Below are 18,000 nucleotides of genomic sequence, written 5' to 3'. Positions count from 1 at the left end.
TTCAGATCCTCACTTCTTTTCCATGACGCATTGCAGCGGATGCTGGTGCTGCCGGGCGAAGTCCATCACCTGGCTGACCTTCGTTTCCGCTACCTCGTATGTGAATATTCCGCATTCGCCGACGCCGTGGTTATGGACATGGAGCATGATGCGGGTGGCACTTTCACGATCCTTTTGAAAAAAACGCTCCAGAATATGGATGACGAATTCCATGGGCGTGTAGTCGTCATTCAAAAGCAGCACGCGGTAGAGATTGGGCTTCTTGGTCTTCGGCTTGGTGCGTGTGATGACCGAGGTTCGATTTCCGTTCTCCCCGTTCCTATCGCTGTCGTTCTGCATCCGGATCGGCTTTGCGATCATTGTCATTCATTCCTCAAGCAATCCGGCGGAGCATGGGAGGGTGCTTTTCCCGCCGAATATCTGAAACACTAACTTAGTTCATAATAGGCCGATTTTAAGCCCCCTGTCAGTCACTGCAATCAAGAAATGGCGGGCATGCACGGGAAAGACCAAAAAAGTCCCCGGCGATCCCATTGGAGGCGTTGCAGCGAAAGTAGAAACAAAAAGACCGGCCACAGATGCGTAGCCGGTCTCTAAATTTCAATATGTAGCGCAGGTTGCGCCGTCGCAATCAATTCATGCAGCGGCTGGTGTGGAAGGCTGCGCCTGCCTGGCGGTCTTGGCGACGGCAGCGGCGATCGGCGCTTCATAGGGCTTGTAAGCGGATTTGGCGAGATCGGCATACATCTCGCTAAGCTTCGTCGTCTCGGAAACGAGACCTTCGAAATAGGATTTGACGTAATTGGTCTGAAGTTCGAAAGCGGCCTCGAAGCTCTTGACGCCGGCCAGCGTTTCGAAATGCGTCACCGCGTCCTGAAAGGATTTCTTCGAATAGTCAGCAGCTTCGGCGGCAATCGCCTGGAAGCCCCTGGTCGTATCGGAATAGGTTCTCAGCGCCGTATCGACAGCTTCCTTGCTCTTCCTGTTTGCATCGTCAAAGTTGAACATGACCGTCCTCCGTTGGGCTGTGGGATGGCGGCAGGGTAGCTGCAACGCACAAATAGTCAAGTAGTCTTGTGCGTTGCAAAACACCCAAGGGTTGCGTTACAATAATAAAACAAAGGATGCGCGCCGGGGCACGTACGTCTTTAACTGATTTTGCTAATATATATCAGATCAGCGCAACCGGAAGCTTTAAATAAATTTTCGGCCCGAGCCCAGAAAATGGAAAAGGACCGAACGGATCGCGCCGTTCGGTCCTTTGAAAGCGTTCGAGCGTGATCAGAGATCGACGTCGAGGATCGCCATCGAAAAGTTGTAGGAGCGGTCGCCGTCCTCGTCATCGATATAGACGACGCCCAGAAATTCTTCGCCGAGATAGACTTCCGCAGAATCATTCTTGCGCGGACGCGCCTTGACGACGATCTGCGGGTTGAGCATGCGTTTGAAATAGGCGTCGAGCTTCTTGATTTCTTCTGGCTTCACTCTGTCATCTCCGTAAACGGTCTTGATTGGCCGCTTCTTGCACAGGAAAAGCAGCGGTGTAAAGGCAAGGTTGCCACTTGGCAATTTCCGTCCCCACCTGGGGCCCGCCGATTTTTCCCGATCCTTTTCCGGCAGCCCCTCAGATATCGGCGCCGATCACCTGGTCCATGTTGCGCGACGGCTCGGAACACCCGGCCTCGCCGACGACCTTGGCCGGCACGCCGGCGACGGTCTTCTTCGGCGGCACCGCCTTCAAGACGACGGAGCCGGCGGCGATGCGTGAGCAGTAGCCGATCTCGATATTGCCGAGGATCTTAGCGCCGGCGCCGATCATGACGCCGCTGCCGATCTTCGGATGGCGGTCGGCCCCCTCTTTGCCGGTGCCGCCGAGCGTGACGTTGTGCAGGATCGAGACATTGTCGCCGATAACAGCCGTCTCACCGACGACGAGGCCGGTGGCGTGATCGAGGAAGATGCCCTTGCCGATACGGGCGGCCGGATTGATATCGGTCTGGAAGACGCTGGAGGAGCGGCTCTGCAGATAGAGCGCGAAATCTCGCCGGCCACGGTTCAGCAGCCAATGGGCGAGACGATGCGTCTGCAGCGCATGGAAGCCCTTGAAATAGAGCACGGCCTCCATGAAGCGCAGGCAGGCGGGATCGCGGTCGTAGATGGCCTGGATATCGACGCGCAGAATGGAGCTCCATTCCGGCCAATCGAACAGCATTTCCTCGAAAGTCTGGCGAAGCAGGTTCGCCTGCATGTCGGGGTGATCGAGACGTTCGCAGATGCGATGGATGACGCATTCCTCGAGCGAATGGTAGTTGATCACCGTCGAGTAGAGGAAGGCGGCGAGAACCGGATCCCGTTCGGCGGCGAGCCGGGCTTCCTCGCGCAGGCTGTCCCAGATGGGATCCATCACCTTCAGCGGATGGCCTGTCTCAAAAGCACGAATGTCAGTCTTGGCGACCATCGCCGCTCTCCTCGTTGCCAACAGGAATGCCGTTTTCGGAATGCCAATATATAGTGGAAAACGGCAATAACATAAATGGGTGCTATCGCCATGGTTTTTTAGCATGGGTTGTCGGCATCACGATGATGTCACCGCCGATGTCACCCACTGGCGACCTTCGCGTAGAAGGCCAGCACCGCCTGCTTGAAAACCCTGTCGCCGACGGCGAGCATGTGATCGCGGCCCGGAATATCGAGCGCTTCGGCATTGGGCATGAGCGCCGCCAATTCCTGCGGCGAACCGGCGATATCGTCTTTCGTGCCGACGCCGATCAGCGCCGGCATGTCGAGCCTTGCCATATCCGAGCGGGCGACGAGATCGCGCGAGCCGCGGATACAATCAGCAAGGGCGACGCGATCGCTCTTTGTCTGCTCGGCGAAGGCGCGGAACATCCGGCCGCGCTCATGCCTGACGTCATCGAGCGAAGGAGCAAGCAGTGCATCGGCGATCGGGTCCCAGTCGCCGACGCCGTCGGTCATGCCGATACCGAGGCCGCCGAGCACCAGCGAACTGACACGATGCGGATTGGCAAGGGCGGCAAAGACGGAAATGCGCGCGCCCATCGAATAGCCCATGACATTGGCTTCCGGAATGCCGAGATGGTCGAGAAGCGCGATCGCATCGCCTGCCATTACCCATGGACGGTAGGCCTCAGTGTCGTGCGGCTTGTCGCTTGCGCCGTGGCCGCGATTGTCGATGGCGATTACCCGGTAGCCGGCATCCCCCAGCGTCTTCAGCCAGCCCGGATGCACCCAGTTGACGTTTGCGGTCGAGGCAAAACCGTGGATCAACAGGACGGGCACGCCGGCCGGATCGCCCTCGTCGAAGAAGGCGAGCTGCAATCCGTCATGGGTGAAGCTTGAAAATGCAGGCGTGTTCAGGTTCATCGGGTCTTCCTTTTGGCGCGACCATAATCGAGCCGCCCTTCCCCGTGAAGCCAAAACCGCAGCTTAAAAACTGTGCCTGGCGCGGCGCTTTGGCTCTACACATTTGCGGCGAAGGCTTATAAGGTCCGCGCAGATTTCAAGCATTCGGAGAGCGACATGGCCGGCCACAACATTCCCCACTTCCAGAACGATGGCGGTCACCGGGTTATCGAAGTCGGCGTCAAGGAATTCATGTGCACCGGCGCCTCGGCTCCTTTCGATCATCCGCATATCTTCATCGACATGGGCGACGACAACGAGAAGGTCTGCTCCTACTGCTCGACGCTTTATCGCTTCAATTCGGCGCTGAAGCCCAGCCAGACCAACCCCGCCGGCTGCGTTTTCCACGTGAAGGCGGCCTAACCCGCCGAGATCCGGATCGGACTGATAATGCCGGTCGAACATGCCGCCATCATCGGCGCCGGGATATCGGGGCTGACCGCCGCCCTTTCGCTATCGCGCCGGGGCATCAGCTCCGACATCTTCGAGCAGGCGGGCGAACTCACCGACATCGGCGCCGGCTTGCAGGTTTCGCCCAACGCCTCGCGTATTCTTGCCGAACTCGGCATCCTCGAAGATCTGTCAAAGGTCTGGCTTGAACCGGAGACGATCCGGCTGATCTCGGGCAGTTCACTGCGCCAGCTGGCGGCGGTGCCGGCAGGCACATTCGCGCGGCAACGCTGGGGCGCTCCCTATGGCGTTCTGCACCGCACGACTTTGCAGAAAACCCTTCTGGCGGCGGTCGAGGCCGATCCGCTCTGCCGGCTTCGCCTTGGTATCAGGATGGAATCGGCGCTGCCGGATCTCGAGCGAGCGCCCGATGTCGTCATCGGTGCCGACGGCGTCTGGTCGAAGTTGCGGCAATTGGTTCCGGGCGGCCCCTCGCCGCGCTTTTCCGGCAACATCGCTTATCGCTTCACCATTGCCGCCGATGAGGCGCCCGGTTTTCTCGACCGGGTCAGCGTTTGCGCATTCCTCGGCGCGTCCGCGCATCTCGTCTGCTATCCCTTAAAGGAGACGGGCAGCTTCAACATGGTGGCGATCACCGCCGGCAATATCGCGCCGCAGGCCTGGCAAAGCGAACCAACGGCCGAGCAGCGCGCGGAACTCAGGAAACGCTTTTCCGGCTGGAACGCGGCGATCGTCTCACTCTTTGAAGGACAGCGGAAGCTGACGTTCTGGCCGCTGTTCGAAACCACGCCAGGTGCCTGGCAGGACGGCCGCAAGACGGTTCTGATCGGCGATGCCGCCCATGCGATGATGCCGTTTGCCGCACAGGGAGCGGCGATGGCGATCGAAGACGCCTACGAACTGGCCGCGTTTCTTTCCGATCGTCCGGTGGCGGACGCGCTCCAACTCTTCGAAAGACATCGCGCGCCACGCATCGCCAAGCTTCGTCAGCGCGGCGCCTTCAACCGCTTCGCCTATCATGCGAGAGGGCCGATCCGGATCGGCCGCGATCTCGTGCTTGGCCTCAAGCCGCCGCAAAGCCTGGCCGCCGATCTCGACTGGATTTACGGCTATCAGGCTCTGCGTCTGCCATAGCGCCCCTACGGTCGGTCAGACAGCACTTGCGGCGGCAAAACCGCGTTCGATATCGGCCTTGAGGTCAACCACGTCCTCGATGCCGATCTGCAGGCGGATGACCGCACCGTCGGTCGGAGCTTTGGCGACCTTGCGGTCGGCGAGATAGGCGTGCAAGGCGAGGCTTTCAAAGCCGCCCCAGGAATAGCCGAGACCGAAAATCCTGAGCGCATCGAGGAAGGCATGCGCCTTCGCTCTGGATTTCTCGGGACCATCGGCGGCAAGCACGAAGGAAAAGATGCCGCTGGCGCCTTTGAAATCGCGCTTCCAGATATGGTGGGAGGGGAAACTCGGCAGGGCCGGATGCAGCACGCGGGCGACATCCTCCCTGCCCTCCAGCCATTTTGCGATACCGAGCGCGCTTTCATAATGCCGCTCGAGGCGCAGGCCCATGGTGCGCAAGCCGCGCAGGATCTGATAGGCGTCATCGGGTGCGCCGCAGATGCCGAGCACGCCGTTCGCTTCCTTCAGCCGCTCCCAATGCTCGGCATTGGCCGAAACCGTTCCGAGCAGGATATCGGAATGGCCGGACGGATATTTCGTCGATGCGTGAATCGAGATGTCGACGCCGTGATCGAGCGGCTTGAAATAGAGCGGCGTCGCCCAGGAATTGTCCATCATGACGACGGCGCCATGGCGGTGCGCCACCGCGGAGATCGCCGGGATATCCTGCATCTCAAAAGTGTTGGAACCGGGAGCCTCGGTGTGAACGAGCTTGGTGTTGGGCCGGAACATCGCCTCGATGCCGGCGCCGATCGACGGGTCATAATATTCGACCTCGACGCCAAGACGCTTCAACATCGTGTCGCAGAAATGCCGCGTCGGGCCATAGACCGAATCGACGACGAGCGCATGGTCGCCGGTGGCGACGAAACCAAGGAACGGAATTGTGACGGCCGCAAGGCCCGACGGGACGAGGATCGTGCCGGCCGAACCTTCAAGCGCGTCGATCGCCTCGCAGAGCGCATCCGTCGTCGGCGTGCCGCGGGTGGCGTAAGTGTATTTCTGCGCCCGCGTCTCCATCGTCCGCGCGTTCGGAAACAGCACGGTCGAGGCATGCACGACCGGTGGATTGATAAAGCCGTGATAGTCGAAAGGGTCATTGCCGATATGGGTCAGGCGGGTGTTGATGCCGGCATTCTGCAGCAAGCTGTCTTTGTCTTTCATGTCGGAAATAGCCTTTGGCGAGTGGCACGAAGCCAGACTTTTGGACGCCCCGCCGTGTCCGGTCAACCCCTCGACGATCGGTCGCGGTCAACGCCGAGAATTGGTGAAATTTCCGAATTTCGCGTTATTTTTCCGCAACGGGACGCCTATTTCCTAGCCAACCGCCCGCGAATGCGGCGCAATCTGCCAAAATTCTGAATTTTGCCGCAATTATTGATGGCGACACTTGACCATGGTGACATTTGCGACTGTGATAGGGCACTCGCGCCGGGAGGGTGTCGAGACACTGGGGGCGGCAGGTTTTTTCCGCCGGAACTCCCCACAAGAAAATATAAGACAACGGAAAAGGTTGGGAAAAAATGAAGAACAAGCTCCTGTCCGCCGCTCTCGGCGCAGCAGTTTTGGCACTTGGCGCCTCAGCGGCCTCGGCCACCACTCTCGGAGACGTCAAAGCGAAGGGTTTCGTACAATGCGGCGTCAATACCGGCCTTACTGGCTTTGCCGCGCCTGACGCTTCCGGCAATTGGGCCGGCTTCGACGTCGACTTCTGCAAGGCCGTCGCTTCGGCTGTGTTCGGCGACCCCACCAAGGTCAAGTATACGCCGACAAACGCGAAGGAACGCTTCACCGCCCTGCAGTCCGGTGAAATCGACGTCCTCTCGCGCAACACGACCTGGACGATCAATCGCGACACCGCGCTCGGCTTCAACTTCCGTCCTGTCACCTATTACGACGGCCAGGGCTTCATGGTGCGCAAGAGCCTGAACGTGAAGTCGGCTCTCGAACTCTCCGGCGCCGCCATCTGCGTGCAGTCGGGCACGACCACGGAACTAAACCTCGCCGATTACTTCAAGACGAACAATCTGCAGTACAATCCGGTCGTCTTCGAAAATCTTCCTGAGGTCAACGCTGCCTACGACGCCGGTCGTTGCGACGTCTACACGACCGACCAATCCGGTCTCTATTCGTTGCGTCTGACGCTGAAGAACCCCGACGAACACGTCATCCTTCCTGAGATTATCTCCAAGGAACCGCTTGGCCCGGCTGTCCGTCAGGGTGATGATCAGTGGTTCGATATCGTTTCCTGGACGGCTTATGCGCTGATCAATGCCGAAGAGTTCGGCATCACCCAGGCAAATGTCGACGAGATGAAGAATTCGCCGAATCCGGATATCAAGCGCTTCCTCGGCAGCGAGACCGACACCAAGATTGGCACCGATCTCGGCCTGACCAATGATTGGGCCGCCAACGTCATCAAGGGCGTCGGCAACTATGGCGAAATCTTCGAGCGCAACATCGGCCAGGGTAGCCCACTCAAAATCGCCCGCGGCTTGAATGCTCTCTGGAACAAGGGCGGCATCCAGTACGCACCGCCGGTTCGTTAGTCGAACTTTGGCATGAAATGCCGGGAAGGCGGCCAGCCGCCTTCCCACTTCCAAAAAGTTAAAAAGAAAGCCCGAAAACGGGCACAAGGGGATTGGCGCGGCATGACGCATGGGGCTGTGGATAGGACACCTTTGCATGACACCGGCTGGAGTTTCCGGTCGGCAATATACGACCCGAAATACCGGAGCATATTTTTCCAGGCTTTGACAATTGTTGCCCTCGTGGCGTTTGTGTGGTGGGTGGCCCACAACACGGCCGTAAACCTTGCCCGCAGCAATACGGCATCGGGTTTCGGCTTTCTTCGCGGTCGCGCCGGTTTCGAAATCGGCCAGTCGCTGATCGGCTATTCAAGCGACTCGACTTATGCACGCGCACTTTTCGTCGGTATTCTGAATACTTTGCTGGTGGCGGTGACGGGTATCGTCACGGCGACCATCATCGGTTTCATTATCGGGATCGGCCGGCTGTCGCGGAACTGGCTGATTGCCAAGCTCTGCACGGTCTATGTCGAAATCTTCCGCAACATTCCGCCGCTGCTCGTCATCTTCTTCTGGTATCTCGGCGTTCTCTCCGTCCTGCCGCAGCCGCGCGAATCGGTGGGGCTGCCGTTCAGTATGTACCTCAATAACAGAGGACTAGCCTTCCCGAAGCCGATCTTCGAGACAGGCATGATCGCGGTCGGCATTGCTCTGGTGATTGCGATTGTCGCCACCATCATCATGGCTCGCTGGGCCCACAAACGCCAGGCCGCAACCGGCCGGCCGTTCCATACGGTATGGGCGTCGATCGCCCTGATTGTCGGCTTACCTTTGCTGGTCTTCGTTGCCTCGGGCTTTCCGCTCACCTTCGATGTTCCCATCGCCGGGAAGTTCAATCTCACGGGCGGCTCGGTCGTCGGCCCAGAATTCATATCGCTGTTTCTCGCTCTGTCCTTCTATACAGCCTCCTTCATCGCCGAGATCGTTCGCGGCGGCATTCGTGGCGTTCCAAAGGGGCAATCCGAGGCAGCCGGCGCGCTGGGGCTGCATCCATCGAGCGTGACGAGACTTGTCGTGGTGCCGCAGGCGCTGCGCATCATCATCCCGCCGCTGACGAGCCAGTACCTGAACCTGACCAAGAACTCCTCGCTCGCCATCGCCATCGGTTTCTCCGATCTCGTTGCCGTCGGTGGCACGATCCTCAATCAGAGCGGTCAAGCGATCGAGATCGTGTGCATCTGGGGTATCGTCTATCTCAGCTTGAGCATTCTGACGTCACTGTTCATGAATTGGTTCAATGCCAAGATGGCACTGGTGGAGAGATAAGATGTCGGTCGCCGATAAACCCTTCGTCAGAACGTCCATCCTTGCCGCCGAACCACCCCCGCCCGGGGAAAGGGGAGCCGTTGCCTGGGTACGCCGCAATCTCGTCGCAACCCCGAAAGACGTGATCCTGACCATCCTGGCTCTTGCGCTGATCGCATGGGCCGTACCGCATCTCGTCAACTGGCTGTTCATTCAGGCCGTATGGTCCGGGCCGGACCGCACATTCTGCGCGACGACGATCCAGGGCGGCATCCAGCCCGAGGGCTGGAGTGGCGCATGTTGGGCCTTCGTCAGTGCCAAGTACGATCAGTTTATTTTCGGCCGCTATCCGCTCGACGAGCGCTGGAGGCCGGCAATCGTCGGAATCCTCTTCATTCTGCTTCTGGTTCCGATGCTGATTCCGTCGGCGCCGCGCAAGGGCGTGAACGCCATTCTTCTGTTCGCCGTCCTGCCGATCATCGCCTTCTGGCTTCTTCACGGCGGCTTGGGTCTCGAAGTGGTGGAGACACCGCTCTGGGGCGGGTTGATGGTGACGCTCGTCCTGTCCTTTGTCGGCATTGCCGTTTCCTTGCCCTGCGGCATTCTGCTTGCACTGGGACGCCGCTCGAAGATGCCGGTCATCCGCATGCTCTGCGTTACCTTCATCGAGGTCATTCGAGGCGTTCCGCTGATCACCGTTCTGTTCATGGCAAGCGTTATGCTGCCGCTTTTCCTTCCCACCGGCTGGAACGTGGACAAACTGCTTCGGGCACTGATCGGCGTGTCGATCTTCACGTCGGCCTATATGGCTGAAGTGATCCGTGGCGGTCTTCAGGCGATACCGAAGGGACAGTTCGAAGGCGCCGATTCACTTGGCCTCGGCTATTGGCAAAAGACCCGGCTGATCATCATGCCGCAGGCCATCAAGCTGGTTATCCCGAGCATCGTCAACACCTTCATCGGAACCTTCAAGGACACGTCGCTGGTTACCATTATCGGCATGTTCGATCTGCTCGGTATCGTCAAACAGAACTTCTCCGATGCCAACTGGGCAAGCGCCGTCACTCCGATCACGGGCCTGATTTTCGCGGGCTTCATCTTCTGGCTGTTCTGCTTCGGCATGTCGCGCTATTCAGGGTTCATGGAACGCCATCTCGATACCGGCCACAAACGATAAGAACGCTAAAACGATAAAAATGAGGGAAAACAATCATGGCTGAAGCTCCAGCGAAAAAGCTCACCGTTTCCGCAACGGAAGTGGCGATCGATATCGTCAACATGAACAAGTGGTACGGCGATTTCCACGTGCTGCGCGATATCAACCTGAAGGTCATGCGCGGCGAGCGCATCGTCATCGCCGGCCCGTCGGGTTCCGGCAAATCGACGATGATCCGGTGCATCAACCGCCTGGAAGAACATCAGAAGGGCCAGATCATCGTCGACGGCACCGAGCTCACCAATGACCTGAAAAAGATCGACGAGGTCAGGCGCGAAGTCGGCATGGTGTTCCAGCACTTCAACCTCTTCCCGCACCTGACGATCCTGGAGAACTGCACGCTGGCGCCGATCTGGGTGCGCAAGATGCCGAAGAAGCAGGCGGAAGAGATCGCCATGCACTTCCTCAAGCGCGTCAAGATCCCCGAGCAGGCCAACAAATATCCGGGGCAGCTTTCCGGCGGCCAGCAGCAGCGCGTGGCGATCGCCCGCTCGCTGTGCATGAACCCGAAGATCATGCTGTTCGACGAGCCGACCTCGGCGCTTGATCCCGAGATGATCAAGGAAGTGCTCGACACCATGGTGGGTCTTGCCGAGGAAGGCATGACCATGCTCTGCGTCACCCACGAAATGGGCTTTGCCCGCCAGGTCGCCAACCGCGTCATCTTCATGGACCAGGGCCAGATCGTCGAGCAGAATTCGCCGGCCGAGTTCTTCGACAATCCGCAGCACGAACGCACCAAGCTGTTCCTCAGCCAGATCCTGCATTAAGCTTGGGAACTGACCCCAGTTGAAAAGACCCGCCGTGCCTTCCGGTTCGGCGGGTCTTTCACGTTCAGCGCGAGGCTGAGGCCTGCAGCAGGCTGCAGAGACCGGCCAGACCGGAATCGGAGCCGCCTGAGGCCGAACCGTCCGGGGAGGAGATATCAGCGCAACGGACAAGCATCTTGCGCTGCTCGTTGACCGGCCTCGACCGGAAGTCGTCCAGGATGCGGGCTTGCGATGCGCTGAGGCTACCTTCGGCTGCGGATTTGCTGCTGCCGCCTGCCCCGCCGATGGCGAGATCGGCATCGACGCCGCTGCCGCGTCTGACCGAGGCCGTGGAGTCGGTATCAAGCCCATCGGAGCCGCCGATGCGTGCATTGAGATCCGCATTGGCGCCGCGCCCGCCGCCGATCCCGGCATTGCTTTTCGCGTTGAGACCATTGCCGCCGCGCGCTCCGGCATTGAGATCGGCATCAACGCCCTGCCCGCCGCGGGCATTGGCGGTCGCATTGGCATTGACGCCGCGCGAACCGCCAACGGAGGCATTAGCATCGGCGCTGACGCCACTGCCGCCGCCAAGCGATGCCCCGACATCGGCGCTGGCGACATTGCCTGCATTCACCGATACGCCGACGTCGATAGCGTGTGCATCGCTTGCCGGCATGGCAAGCAGGGTGCAGGCGGATGCAAGCACCGCCAGGGATAGTCCATTGTAATTATGGTTCATGTTTTCCTCCGTTTCCATTCGCCGGGCGAGCTGCCGGGCAATCGAAAATCGAGGAACGCGCGTGCCTTCGATCGTCTGGATCGCCTGCAACCTGCAGGACATCCATGGCAAGGCAACGTGAACGGATGACGAATGTTTCACAACACGGCGGGGCAAGTCGGCTCAGTGGCGTGCAATGATCTTTCACGGTTATTGAAATACGAATTGCCAACCCGACTGCGCCGAAAACGAACATGTCTTGCAGCGGCTGGAGCGCCGGCCGAGTATTTCCCTCCCGGCCGCATCAGCCGGCAAGCAAAGCTCAGTTCGCGGTGCGATCGGCGGTAACTGATCCATCCGCAGCCTTTTGCAGGTCGCCCGCACCTTGCCGGAGAACTTGATCCTCATTGATTGAGACCGCGAAAAAGAACTCCCTTCCGTCTGGATATATCAGGCGGGAAGTCCATGTTTCAGCATGTTCTCATCTAATGGAACTGGAGGTTCAAGAATGGGCATTTTCGACAAGATCAAACATGCAATCTTCGGAGAAGCGAAAGCAGCCGAACCCGTTGCATCAGGCGCGCCGAAGACGCAGCCCGCCCAGGCTCCCGTCTCACCATCGGCAGCGCCCGGTGCCGCACCTGCCGCCTCTCCCGCTCAGAGCAAGCCGGCCGCGGCCCCGGCCGCAGCAAATGTCGATATCGTCCCGATCCTCGACGCAGCCGTGAAAAAGAGCGGCCAGAAGCTCGATTGGCGCCACTCGATCGTGGATTTGATGAAGGCGGTCGGGATGGATGCGAGCATGGCCGAGCGCAAGGAACTTGCCACCGAACTCGGCTATACCGGCGACACCGGTGATTCCGCCAAAATGAATATGTGGCTGCACAAGGCGCTGATGAAACGGCTTTCGGAAAATGGCGGCAAAGTACCGGCCGATCTCCTGGATTGATCGAAGAGCGCCCGGCGCTTCGCGATAGAGGCTCATCTGTCACGGAGCGTCGGCAATCCAGGGCCTGCACCGCTCGGACCGCACCTCGGCCATCAGCCCAGGCCACGAGTCCCCTTGCCGGCAGGCACTGGAACCAATAACGTTTCGCTTGATTACTTCGATAATCGATCAGGGGAGAAAGAAATCCAATGAGATTGATGGCAATCGTTGGCGTTGCGCTTAGCTTGGGCTGTATTTCGGCCGCGGAATCTCCTTCAAACTATCAATCCTATAGCGGCATCCGGGTCGATACCGACCCGGTCCTCCTGGCTCGATACGACAAAGCGCTCCGGTGGTGCGTGCCGGAGGCAGGCTCCTTGCGACGCGGCTCGCCGGATCCGCAAAGCCTGCATTACAACACGTCTCTCAGAAGCTGCCTCTACAGATACGGCTTCGTCGACCGAGGCGTCTACGCCTACCCGATCCCCGAAGTCTACTTCCAGCATTTCCTCGATCGGTGAGAAGAGCTGAAGCTCGCGACAGCGGGACACGCGGTCGTAACAACCGTTCCGGAATTCCGGCCGGAGCGGCTGTGATTCATCCATAATTTGAGCAAAATCACTTCTACCTGCCGGCGAAATCCTTGCGATTTCGCGCGGGGTCTTTCGCGCGTCGCACGAATCGAAATAAACATCTGACGCCGATCATTGGGTAATAAAGGGAATAGAATAATAATGCGCGCTCGTACTATAACAGTAATGATTGCCATGGGATTGCTCACTGCCTGCGTGCCGACGCGCCAGGACTACGATACTTACGTCACATTGCTGCAGGGCAGCTCAAGAGCGCGAAATGAAGCAATTAAAGATTGCGCGAACGGCTTCGACGCAAACGCCCGTCGCATCTTTGGCCTTCTGACCGACGCCTCGGACAAAGACGCTCCGCGAGTTGCATGCAGTCGATTTGTGAATGCGGTGATTTCCGGTCGGGCCACCTATGACGATATCGTCGACATCAAACGCCACCGTCCCTCACCGAAGCTGATCAAAATTCTTCAGGGTCGCTAGACGGGATCGACACACCCGAATTCGCTTAGGGGTAGCGTAGCGACGAACCGATCTTGGTGTACCGGTAATGCGATTAGCGTTTGCCTCATCGCTTTGCGGCAACTTCCGGACGTTCGACGCTACTGCTCGCTGTCGGCATAGAGAGCACGGGGCTAAGGCATGACAGATTGGTATTATGTGTTCGAGGAGGAACGAAAGGGTTCTGTTGGCGCAGACGAACTTCAAGAACGCATCAAGAACGGGCAGATCAAAAAGGAAACCTACCTTTGGCATGAGGGAATGGATGCATGGCAACCCGCCATCGAACATCCAGAGTTTGCGTCCGCCTTCGTTATGCCACCGCCTTTTCCTGTTAGCCAACCTGCAAAGCGGCCACCGCCCGCATTCGAGCCGCGGGCGGGAGGAGAAGGCATGGTCATCTCGCCTCGACCATGGCCTCGTTTCTGGGCGAGGTTCATCGACAATCTTTTATTTGTGCCGCTGTTGGCGTTCGCTATCGGGCTCCTGTCGGCCCTGTATGCGCCCGACATCTACTTACAGATTGCTACGATGAACAGCAGCCTATTCGGTCTCCTTCTGTTACCGTTCGTCGCTCTATTCGTCGCCCTATGCATGGTCGCAACGGGTTCTACGCCCGGCAAGGCTATCGTCGGTGTGCGCGTCCCCGCTCCCTCTGGCCGTAGCCGCATCGGCTTCTTCCTCGGTAGAGAGTTCAAGGTGTGGGCCGCCGGTCTGGGTCTTGGCATACCCTTTGTCGCCCTCTTCACGCAAATCGGCCAATATCGTCGCCTCGCGGAAGGTAAGGCGGCAAGCTACGACGAAGGCAATCCTGCGGTCGTCGCCAATCCGTCGAAGGTGCGGCTTGGAGCAGCGATCGTGGTCGTTATGGGCCTGTTCGCGGGCAACATCGTCCTGCGAGTCGAAGATCAACAGGCTTCCCATAACCTCGCTGCGACCCAGACGTGGGTCAACCCGGTGACGAAGAGGCCAGCAACCATCGGAAAGACCTGGAGGGTGGAGGAAATGACGACCGACAGCGGTCGCACTTTCTACTTCGCTTCTAACGAACTACTCGCCGAGGCCCTGCTCGGCTACCAGCGGCTTTCGTCAGAGGGAATGGAACCCGTCGTCTATGCGGATGCGATCAAGAAGGCCGTTGCCTCGGACGTTCGTATCAACACTGAATGGAAGCCACTGACTGTTCAGGGGATACCCGCTCTGCGAGCCACAGGGAAGTCTGTAAAAATCAGTGACGCCAGCGTCGAGGTGACCATTGTCGTCACCGGCCGTGATGCATGGAGGACACTCGTGTTCGCAAGGGGTAACTCGCCTGCCCAGTCGGCCGAGAAGGACAAGTTGGTGCAAGCAATATTCGGGACGGCGGACTGAATCTATGAAACGCCATGTCGCAGAGCACTTTCATAAAACACCTGCGCTCTCGCGTCGCGAAATTGCTCAGACGATAGTGGCGATGCAATCGTTAAATGGCGCCCCAACGACAACCTGCTTAGAAGGCAGGGCTCTATTCAGCGGAACTGAGGGGCCGTCCGGCGGTCGCGTTTACGCAGCGCCACCGGATGCGGCAGTCCTGGACGATAAATCTCAATGCGTGGGGCTGCGTGCGGGTTTAGTGGAAATAGCAAGATAGGCGACGACCTGGCGGACCGGATCCTTCGGGCGATGACCCTTTATTCGATGCCCTTGCACTGGGCGTAGGCTTTAGCCAGCTCCTGTGTTTCGAAGGTGAGCTTCACCTCCCTGCGCGTACCGCCGGAGGAGGTGTTGCAGCCACAGCAAATGCCCGATGATCTCGGCGGGAAAGCGGTGGCGCTTTGGAATGCTGCGCAACGGATTCGGTCGAATCACCTGCCCCTAGCATCTCAATCAGTGCCAATTATTAGGGCGATTCTGCCCAAAAATGCTAAATTCAGAAAAAAATGTCGATTCCGCCTTTGGCAAGAAGAATCCAGCGGCGCCGTCAGGTTTTTCTAATGTTTTCAATAGATGCATTTCGCTATAGTTGCAGAAAGAATAATTCGCGAAATGCGGGACATTAATACTGCCCCAATTTGGGCGACTCGAAATTCCACAAATATTTCAAAACGTAACATCGAAGTGATTGAGATATTGTGGCAGCAATATGGCTATGATTCTCAAGTACTTACCGTCGCGTTGCTGTTGCGCCGTCCGGAATGTCGCCCTATAACCCCCCGCCGTAAGACATGATTAACCTAAAATATTAACGGGCAGGGGTTGAGGAACAAGACCATGACAACATACTACGTAGCGACAACTGGCAGCAGCAGCGGCAACGGCAGTGCCTCCTCTCCTTTCCGCACGATCAGCGACGCGATGGCATCGAACCTTAAGCCCGGCGACGAGGTCGTGGTGAAGGCGGGGACCTACAACGAGAGCATTAACATCGACAAGGACGGCTCGGCGGCGGGCGACATCACGCTGCGCTCCGAAGTGCCCGGCGCAGCACTGATCCGGCCGCCCTCAGGCTCGTACACCGGGATCAGTGTCAACGCCAACTACGTGACAATCGACGGCTTCGACATCAAGGGCGGCAACGGTGACGGCATCGAAGCGAACAACGTCCACCACGTCTCAATTCTCAACAACAAGGTCCACGACAGTGGGGAGTCGGGGATCCAGTTCAACTATTCGGACTTCGTCAAAGTCATAGGCAACGAGACCTACAACAACGCGTCGACGGGCTGGTTCTCGGGCATCTCGCTCTACGAGAACAGGAACATTACCGGCGATACCTCGACGACCGGCTACCGGAATGTCGTACAAAACAACATCTCGCACGACAACGTCACCAAGACGGGTGCGCACACCGACGGCAACGGCATCATCATCGATGATTTTCAGAGCACGCAGACGGATGGTCATCCGAACTATACGTTCAAGACCCTGGTCGACAACAACCTGGTCTATGAGAACGGCGGCAAAGGCATCCAAGTTGCCTGGAGCGACTCCGTCACGGTGCAGAACAACACCGCATACCACAACAATCAGGACCCGCTGAACGACGGCACCTGGCGCGGCGAACTCAGCAACGCGCAGTCGAGCAACAACACCTGGACCAACAACATCGCCGTAGCCGACCCGTCGGTGAACAAGAACAACACTGCGGTCGATAACACGTCGTACGGCGGCTATACCAACGCTAACGTCGTCTGGGCCAACAACAACACCTACAACGGCACGGCCGGCCAGGCCTCGGTCAGGACCGACGGCGGCAACGCTATGCCGAGCACGGCGAACGGCAACAAGCTCGGCATCGATCCGCATTTCGCGGGGGCAGCGAGCGACAACTTCCACCTCGCCTCGGGCTCGGCAGCGATCGACGGCGGAACCAGCAAGTACGGCGTCGGCTCGGTCGACCTGGACGGCCACGCTCGCGTCGTGGGAACTGTCGATATGGGTGCCTACGAATCGGGCTCCACCTCGACGCCAACCACGCCGACAACACCGACAACACCGACAACACCGACAACGCCGACAACGCCGACAACGCCGACGCAACCGACAACGCCGACAACGCCGACAACGCCGACGAAGGAATTCATCGGCACCAACGGTAACGACATCCTGCCACACACCGGCCAGTCCAACGGCGGCAACGAAACCTTCAAGGGTCTCGGCGGTAGTGACGTGTTGAAGGGCGGCGCCGGCGCGGACGTGCTCGACGGCGGTACTGGCAACGACACGGCCAGCTATGAGGGCTCCGGCGCGGTCAACGTCAACTTGGCGACTAAGGCGGCATCGGGCGGCCAGGCCGCCGGTGACAAGATCGTCGGCATCGAAAACTTGACCGGCTCAAGCTACAACGACGTGCTGACCGGCGGCAACGGCGGCGGCAACGTTCTCAATGGCGGGGCGGGCGCGGACAAGCTGGACGGCGGCGCGGGCAATGATGTCCTCATTGGTGGTGCCGGAAAGGACATCATGACCGGTGGCATCGGTGAGGATACGTTTATCTTGAAGGCACCGACGGAAACCGGGTCCGGCTTGAACCGCGACGGCATCACCGACTTCCAGCACGGCGTGGATAAGATCGACCTCTCGGCGATCGATGCGAATGGCTCTGCGGCGGGCAATGGTACCTTCCATTTCCAGGCACAGGAGAATGCCTTGTTCGATCACAAGGCTGGCGCGCTCGCGTGGCACTATGACGACCACGCCGGATCTGCGAGCGATGTTACCGTTATCCAGGCCGACATTAACGGCGACGGCATTCATGACTTCGAGGTTCAGCTGAAGGGCCTCGTCCACCTGGGGGCAGGTGATTTTCTCCTGTAACGATAGCGTTGTGGCGGTCGTCCGATCGCCACAACAATCGTGCTGACAATCCGAGCGCCGGTCAGGCGTTCGGACACCAAGGTCTCCGTTCATCGTCGGACGGAAGGTTGATGGTGATCAACGTGGCACTCATGCATATAACAAAGCCAAAGAGCGTCGCAT

18 protein-coding genes are annotated in these 18,000 nt (G+C 58.9%); 11 read left to right on the top strand and 7 right to left on the bottom strand.

What is annotated here, in order from left to right:
- Positions 1–9: 9 nt before the first annotated feature.
- The 5 genes from clpS to AMK05_RS10080 form a co-directional block, all read right to left on the bottom strand.
- The gene (gene clpS / locus AMK05_RS10100; RefSeq protein ID WP_003586692.1) at positions 10–360 is read right to left on the bottom strand and encodes an ATP-dependent Clp protease adapter ClpS; all 351 of its coding nucleotides are present in this window, start codon (positions 358–360) and stop codon (positions 10–12) included.
- Between the two features lie 276 nt (positions 361–636).
- Positions 637–1,008 (bottom strand): phasin family protein, encoded by a 372-nt coding sequence (locus tag AMK05_RS10095; protein WP_064838335.1) that lies wholly within the window; start codon positions 1,006–1,008, stop codon positions 637–639.
- 273 nt (positions 1,009–1,281) lie between these two features.
- The gene (locus AMK05_RS10090) at positions 1,282–1,485 is read right to left on the bottom strand and encodes a DUF3126 family protein (RefSeq protein WP_037094675.1); all 204 of its coding nucleotides are present in this window, start codon (positions 1,483–1,485) and stop codon (positions 1,282–1,284) included.
- Between the two features lie 139 nt (positions 1,486–1,624).
- Positions 1,625–2,458: a serine O-acetyltransferase gene (gene cysE / locus AMK05_RS10085; RefSeq protein ID WP_064838334.1), complete on the bottom strand. Its 834-nt coding sequence runs from the start codon at positions 2,456–2,458 to the stop codon at positions 1,625–1,627.
- Between the two features lie 140 nt (positions 2,459–2,598).
- Positions 2,599–3,384: an alpha/beta fold hydrolase gene (locus AMK05_RS10080; RefSeq protein ID WP_064838333.1), complete on the bottom strand. Its 786-nt coding sequence runs from the start codon at positions 3,382–3,384 to the stop codon at positions 2,599–2,601.
- A gap of 156 nt (positions 3,385–3,540) precedes the next feature.
- Here AMK05_RS10080 and AMK05_RS10075 point away from each other — a divergent pair, with 156 nt between their 5' ends.
- Both AMK05_RS10075 and AMK05_RS10070 read left to right on the top strand, forming a co-directional pair.
- The gene (locus tag AMK05_RS10075; RefSeq protein WP_003539274.1) at positions 3,541–3,786 is read left to right on the top strand and encodes a zinc-finger domain-containing protein; all 246 of its coding nucleotides are present in this window, start codon (positions 3,541–3,543) and stop codon (positions 3,784–3,786) included.
- 27 nt (positions 3,787–3,813) lie between these two features.
- The gene (locus AMK05_RS10070; RefSeq protein ID WP_064838332.1) at positions 3,814–4,968 is read left to right on the top strand and encodes an FAD-dependent monooxygenase; all 1,155 of its coding nucleotides are present in this window, start codon (positions 3,814–3,816) and stop codon (positions 4,966–4,968) included.
- A 15-nt stretch (positions 4,969–4,983) separates the two neighbouring features.
- On the opposite strand, the gene AMK05_RS10065 is transcribed toward AMK05_RS10070, so the two are convergent.
- Positions 4,984–6,174 (bottom strand): cystathionine beta-lyase, encoded by a 1,191-nt coding sequence (locus AMK05_RS10065; RefSeq protein WP_064838331.1) that lies wholly within the window; start codon positions 6,172–6,174, stop codon positions 4,984–4,986.
- Positions 6,175–6,533: 359 nt separating this feature from the next.
- Here AMK05_RS10065 and AMK05_RS10060 point away from each other — a divergent pair, with 359 nt between their 5' ends.
- The 4 genes from AMK05_RS10060 (at position 6,534) to AMK05_RS10045 (ending at position 10,829) form a co-directional block, all read left to right on the top strand.
- The gene (locus tag AMK05_RS10060) at positions 6,534–7,559 is read left to right on the top strand and encodes an amino acid ABC transporter substrate-binding protein (RefSeq protein ID WP_064838330.1); all 1,026 of its coding nucleotides are present in this window, start codon (positions 6,534–6,536) and stop codon (positions 7,557–7,559) included.
- 102 nt (positions 7,560–7,661) lie between these two features.
- The gene (locus tag AMK05_RS10055; RefSeq protein ID WP_064838329.1) at positions 7,662–8,864 is read left to right on the top strand and encodes an amino acid ABC transporter permease; all 1,203 of its coding nucleotides are present in this window, start codon (positions 7,662–7,664) and stop codon (positions 8,862–8,864) included.
- A gap of 1 nt (position 8,865) precedes the next feature.
- Positions 8,866–10,020: an amino acid ABC transporter permease gene (locus AMK05_RS10050; protein WP_064838328.1), complete on the top strand. Its 1,155-nt coding sequence runs from the start codon at positions 8,866–8,868 to the stop codon at positions 10,018–10,020.
- Positions 10,021–10,055: 35 nt separating this feature from the next.
- Complete coding sequence (locus AMK05_RS10045) at positions 10,056–10,829, top strand: amino acid ABC transporter ATP-binding protein (protein ID WP_064838327.1); 774 nt, start codon at positions 10,056–10,058, stop codon at positions 10,827–10,829.
- A 64-nt stretch (positions 10,830–10,893) separates the two neighbouring features.
- Here AMK05_RS10045 and AMK05_RS10040 read toward each other — a convergent pair whose 3' ends face one another.
- The gene (locus AMK05_RS10040) at positions 10,894–11,550 is read right to left on the bottom strand and encodes a hypothetical protein (protein ID WP_064838326.1); all 657 of its coding nucleotides are present in this window, start codon (positions 11,548–11,550) and stop codon (positions 10,894–10,896) included.
- 487 nt (positions 11,551–12,037) lie between these two features.
- Between AMK05_RS10040 and AMK05_RS10035 the strand changes: the two genes are divergently transcribed.
- The 5 genes from AMK05_RS10035 (at position 12,038) to AMK05_RS10015 (ending at position 17,838) form a co-directional block, all read left to right on the top strand.
- Positions 12,038–12,478, top strand: a complete 441-nt coding sequence (locus tag AMK05_RS10035; RefSeq protein WP_064838325.1) for a DUF3597 domain-containing protein — start codon at positions 12,038–12,040, stop codon at positions 12,476–12,478.
- A gap of 188 nt (positions 12,479–12,666) precedes the next feature.
- Entirely contained in the window at positions 12,667–12,978 is a 312-nt protein-coding gene (locus AMK05_RS10030) for a hypothetical protein (RefSeq protein ID WP_064838324.1), read from the top strand.
- Between the two features lie 213 nt (positions 12,979–13,191).
- The gene (locus AMK05_RS10025) at positions 13,192–13,524 is read left to right on the top strand and encodes a hypothetical protein (RefSeq protein ID WP_064838323.1); all 333 of its coding nucleotides are present in this window, start codon (positions 13,192–13,194) and stop codon (positions 13,522–13,524) included.
- A gap of 159 nt (positions 13,525–13,683) precedes the next feature.
- Complete coding sequence (locus tag AMK05_RS10020; RefSeq protein ID WP_064838322.1) at positions 13,684–14,913, top strand: RDD family protein; 1,230 nt, start codon at positions 13,684–13,686, stop codon at positions 14,911–14,913.
- An 879-nt stretch (positions 14,914–15,792) separates the two neighbouring features.
- Positions 15,793–17,838 (top strand): choice-of-anchor Q domain-containing protein, encoded by a 2,046-nt coding sequence (locus tag AMK05_RS10015; protein ID WP_064838321.1) that lies wholly within the window; start codon positions 15,793–15,795, stop codon positions 17,836–17,838.
- Positions 17,839–18,000 lie beyond the last annotated feature (162 nt).

The organism is Rhizobium sp. N324 (genome assembly GCF_001664485.1).
Classification (GTDB): domain Bacteria; phylum Pseudomonadota; class Alphaproteobacteria; order Rhizobiales; family Rhizobiaceae; genus Rhizobium.
This window is presented reverse-complemented; position numbering and strand designations above follow the sequence as displayed.

Bases quoted from the DNA above. Each gene is read 5' to 3' on its own strand.
- clpS (WP_003586692.1), bottom strand. From the start codon at position 360: ATGATCGCAAAGCCGATCCGGATGCAGAACGACAGCGATAGGAACGGG.
- AMK05_RS10095 (WP_064838335.1), bottom strand. From the start codon at position 1,008: ATGTTCAACTTTGACGATGCAAACAGGAAGAGCAAGGAAGCTGTCGAT.
- cysE (WP_064838334.1), bottom strand. From the start codon at position 2,458: ATGGTCGCCAAGACTGACATTCGTGCTTTTGAGACAGGCCATCCGCTG.
- AMK05_RS10080 (WP_064838333.1), bottom strand. From the start codon at position 3,384: ATGAACCTGAACACGCCTGCATTTTCAAGCTTCACCCATGACGGATTG.
- AMK05_RS10075 (WP_003539274.1), top strand. From the start codon at position 3,541: ATGGCCGGCCACAACATTCCCCACTTCCAGAACGATGGCGGTCACCGG.
- AMK05_RS10070 (WP_064838332.1), top strand. From the start codon at position 3,814: ATGCCGGTCGAACATGCCGCCATCATCGGCGCCGGGATATCGGGGCTG.
- AMK05_RS10065 (WP_064838331.1), bottom strand. From the start codon at position 6,174: ATGAAAGACAAAGACAGCTTGCTGCAGAATGCCGGCATCAACACCCGC.
- AMK05_RS10060 (WP_064838330.1), top strand. From the start codon at position 6,534: ATGAAGAACAAGCTCCTGTCCGCCGCTCTCGGCGCAGCAGTTTTGGCA.
- AMK05_RS10055 (WP_064838329.1), top strand. From the start codon at position 7,662: ATGACGCATGGGGCTGTGGATAGGACACCTTTGCATGACACCGGCTGG.
- AMK05_RS10050 (WP_064838328.1), top strand. From the start codon at position 8,866: ATGTCGGTCGCCGATAAACCCTTCGTCAGAACGTCCATCCTTGCCGCC.
- AMK05_RS10045 (WP_064838327.1), top strand. From the start codon at position 10,056: ATGGCTGAAGCTCCAGCGAAAAAGCTCACCGTTTCCGCAACGGAAGTG.
- AMK05_RS10040 (WP_064838326.1), bottom strand. From the start codon at position 11,550: ATGAACCATAATTACAATGGACTATCCCTGGCGGTGCTTGCATCCGCC.
- AMK05_RS10035 (WP_064838325.1), top strand. From the start codon at position 12,038: ATGGGCATTTTCGACAAGATCAAACATGCAATCTTCGGAGAAGCGAAA.
- AMK05_RS10030 (WP_064838324.1), top strand. From the start codon at position 12,667: ATGAGATTGATGGCAATCGTTGGCGTTGCGCTTAGCTTGGGCTGTATT.
- AMK05_RS10025 (WP_064838323.1), top strand. From the start codon at position 13,192: ATGCGCGCTCGTACTATAACAGTAATGATTGCCATGGGATTGCTCACT.
- AMK05_RS10020 (WP_064838322.1), top strand. From the start codon at position 13,684: ATGACAGATTGGTATTATGTGTTCGAGGAGGAACGAAAGGGTTCTGTT.
- AMK05_RS10015 (WP_064838321.1), top strand. From the start codon at position 15,793: ATGACAACATACTACGTAGCGACAACTGGCAGCAGCAGCGGCAACGGC.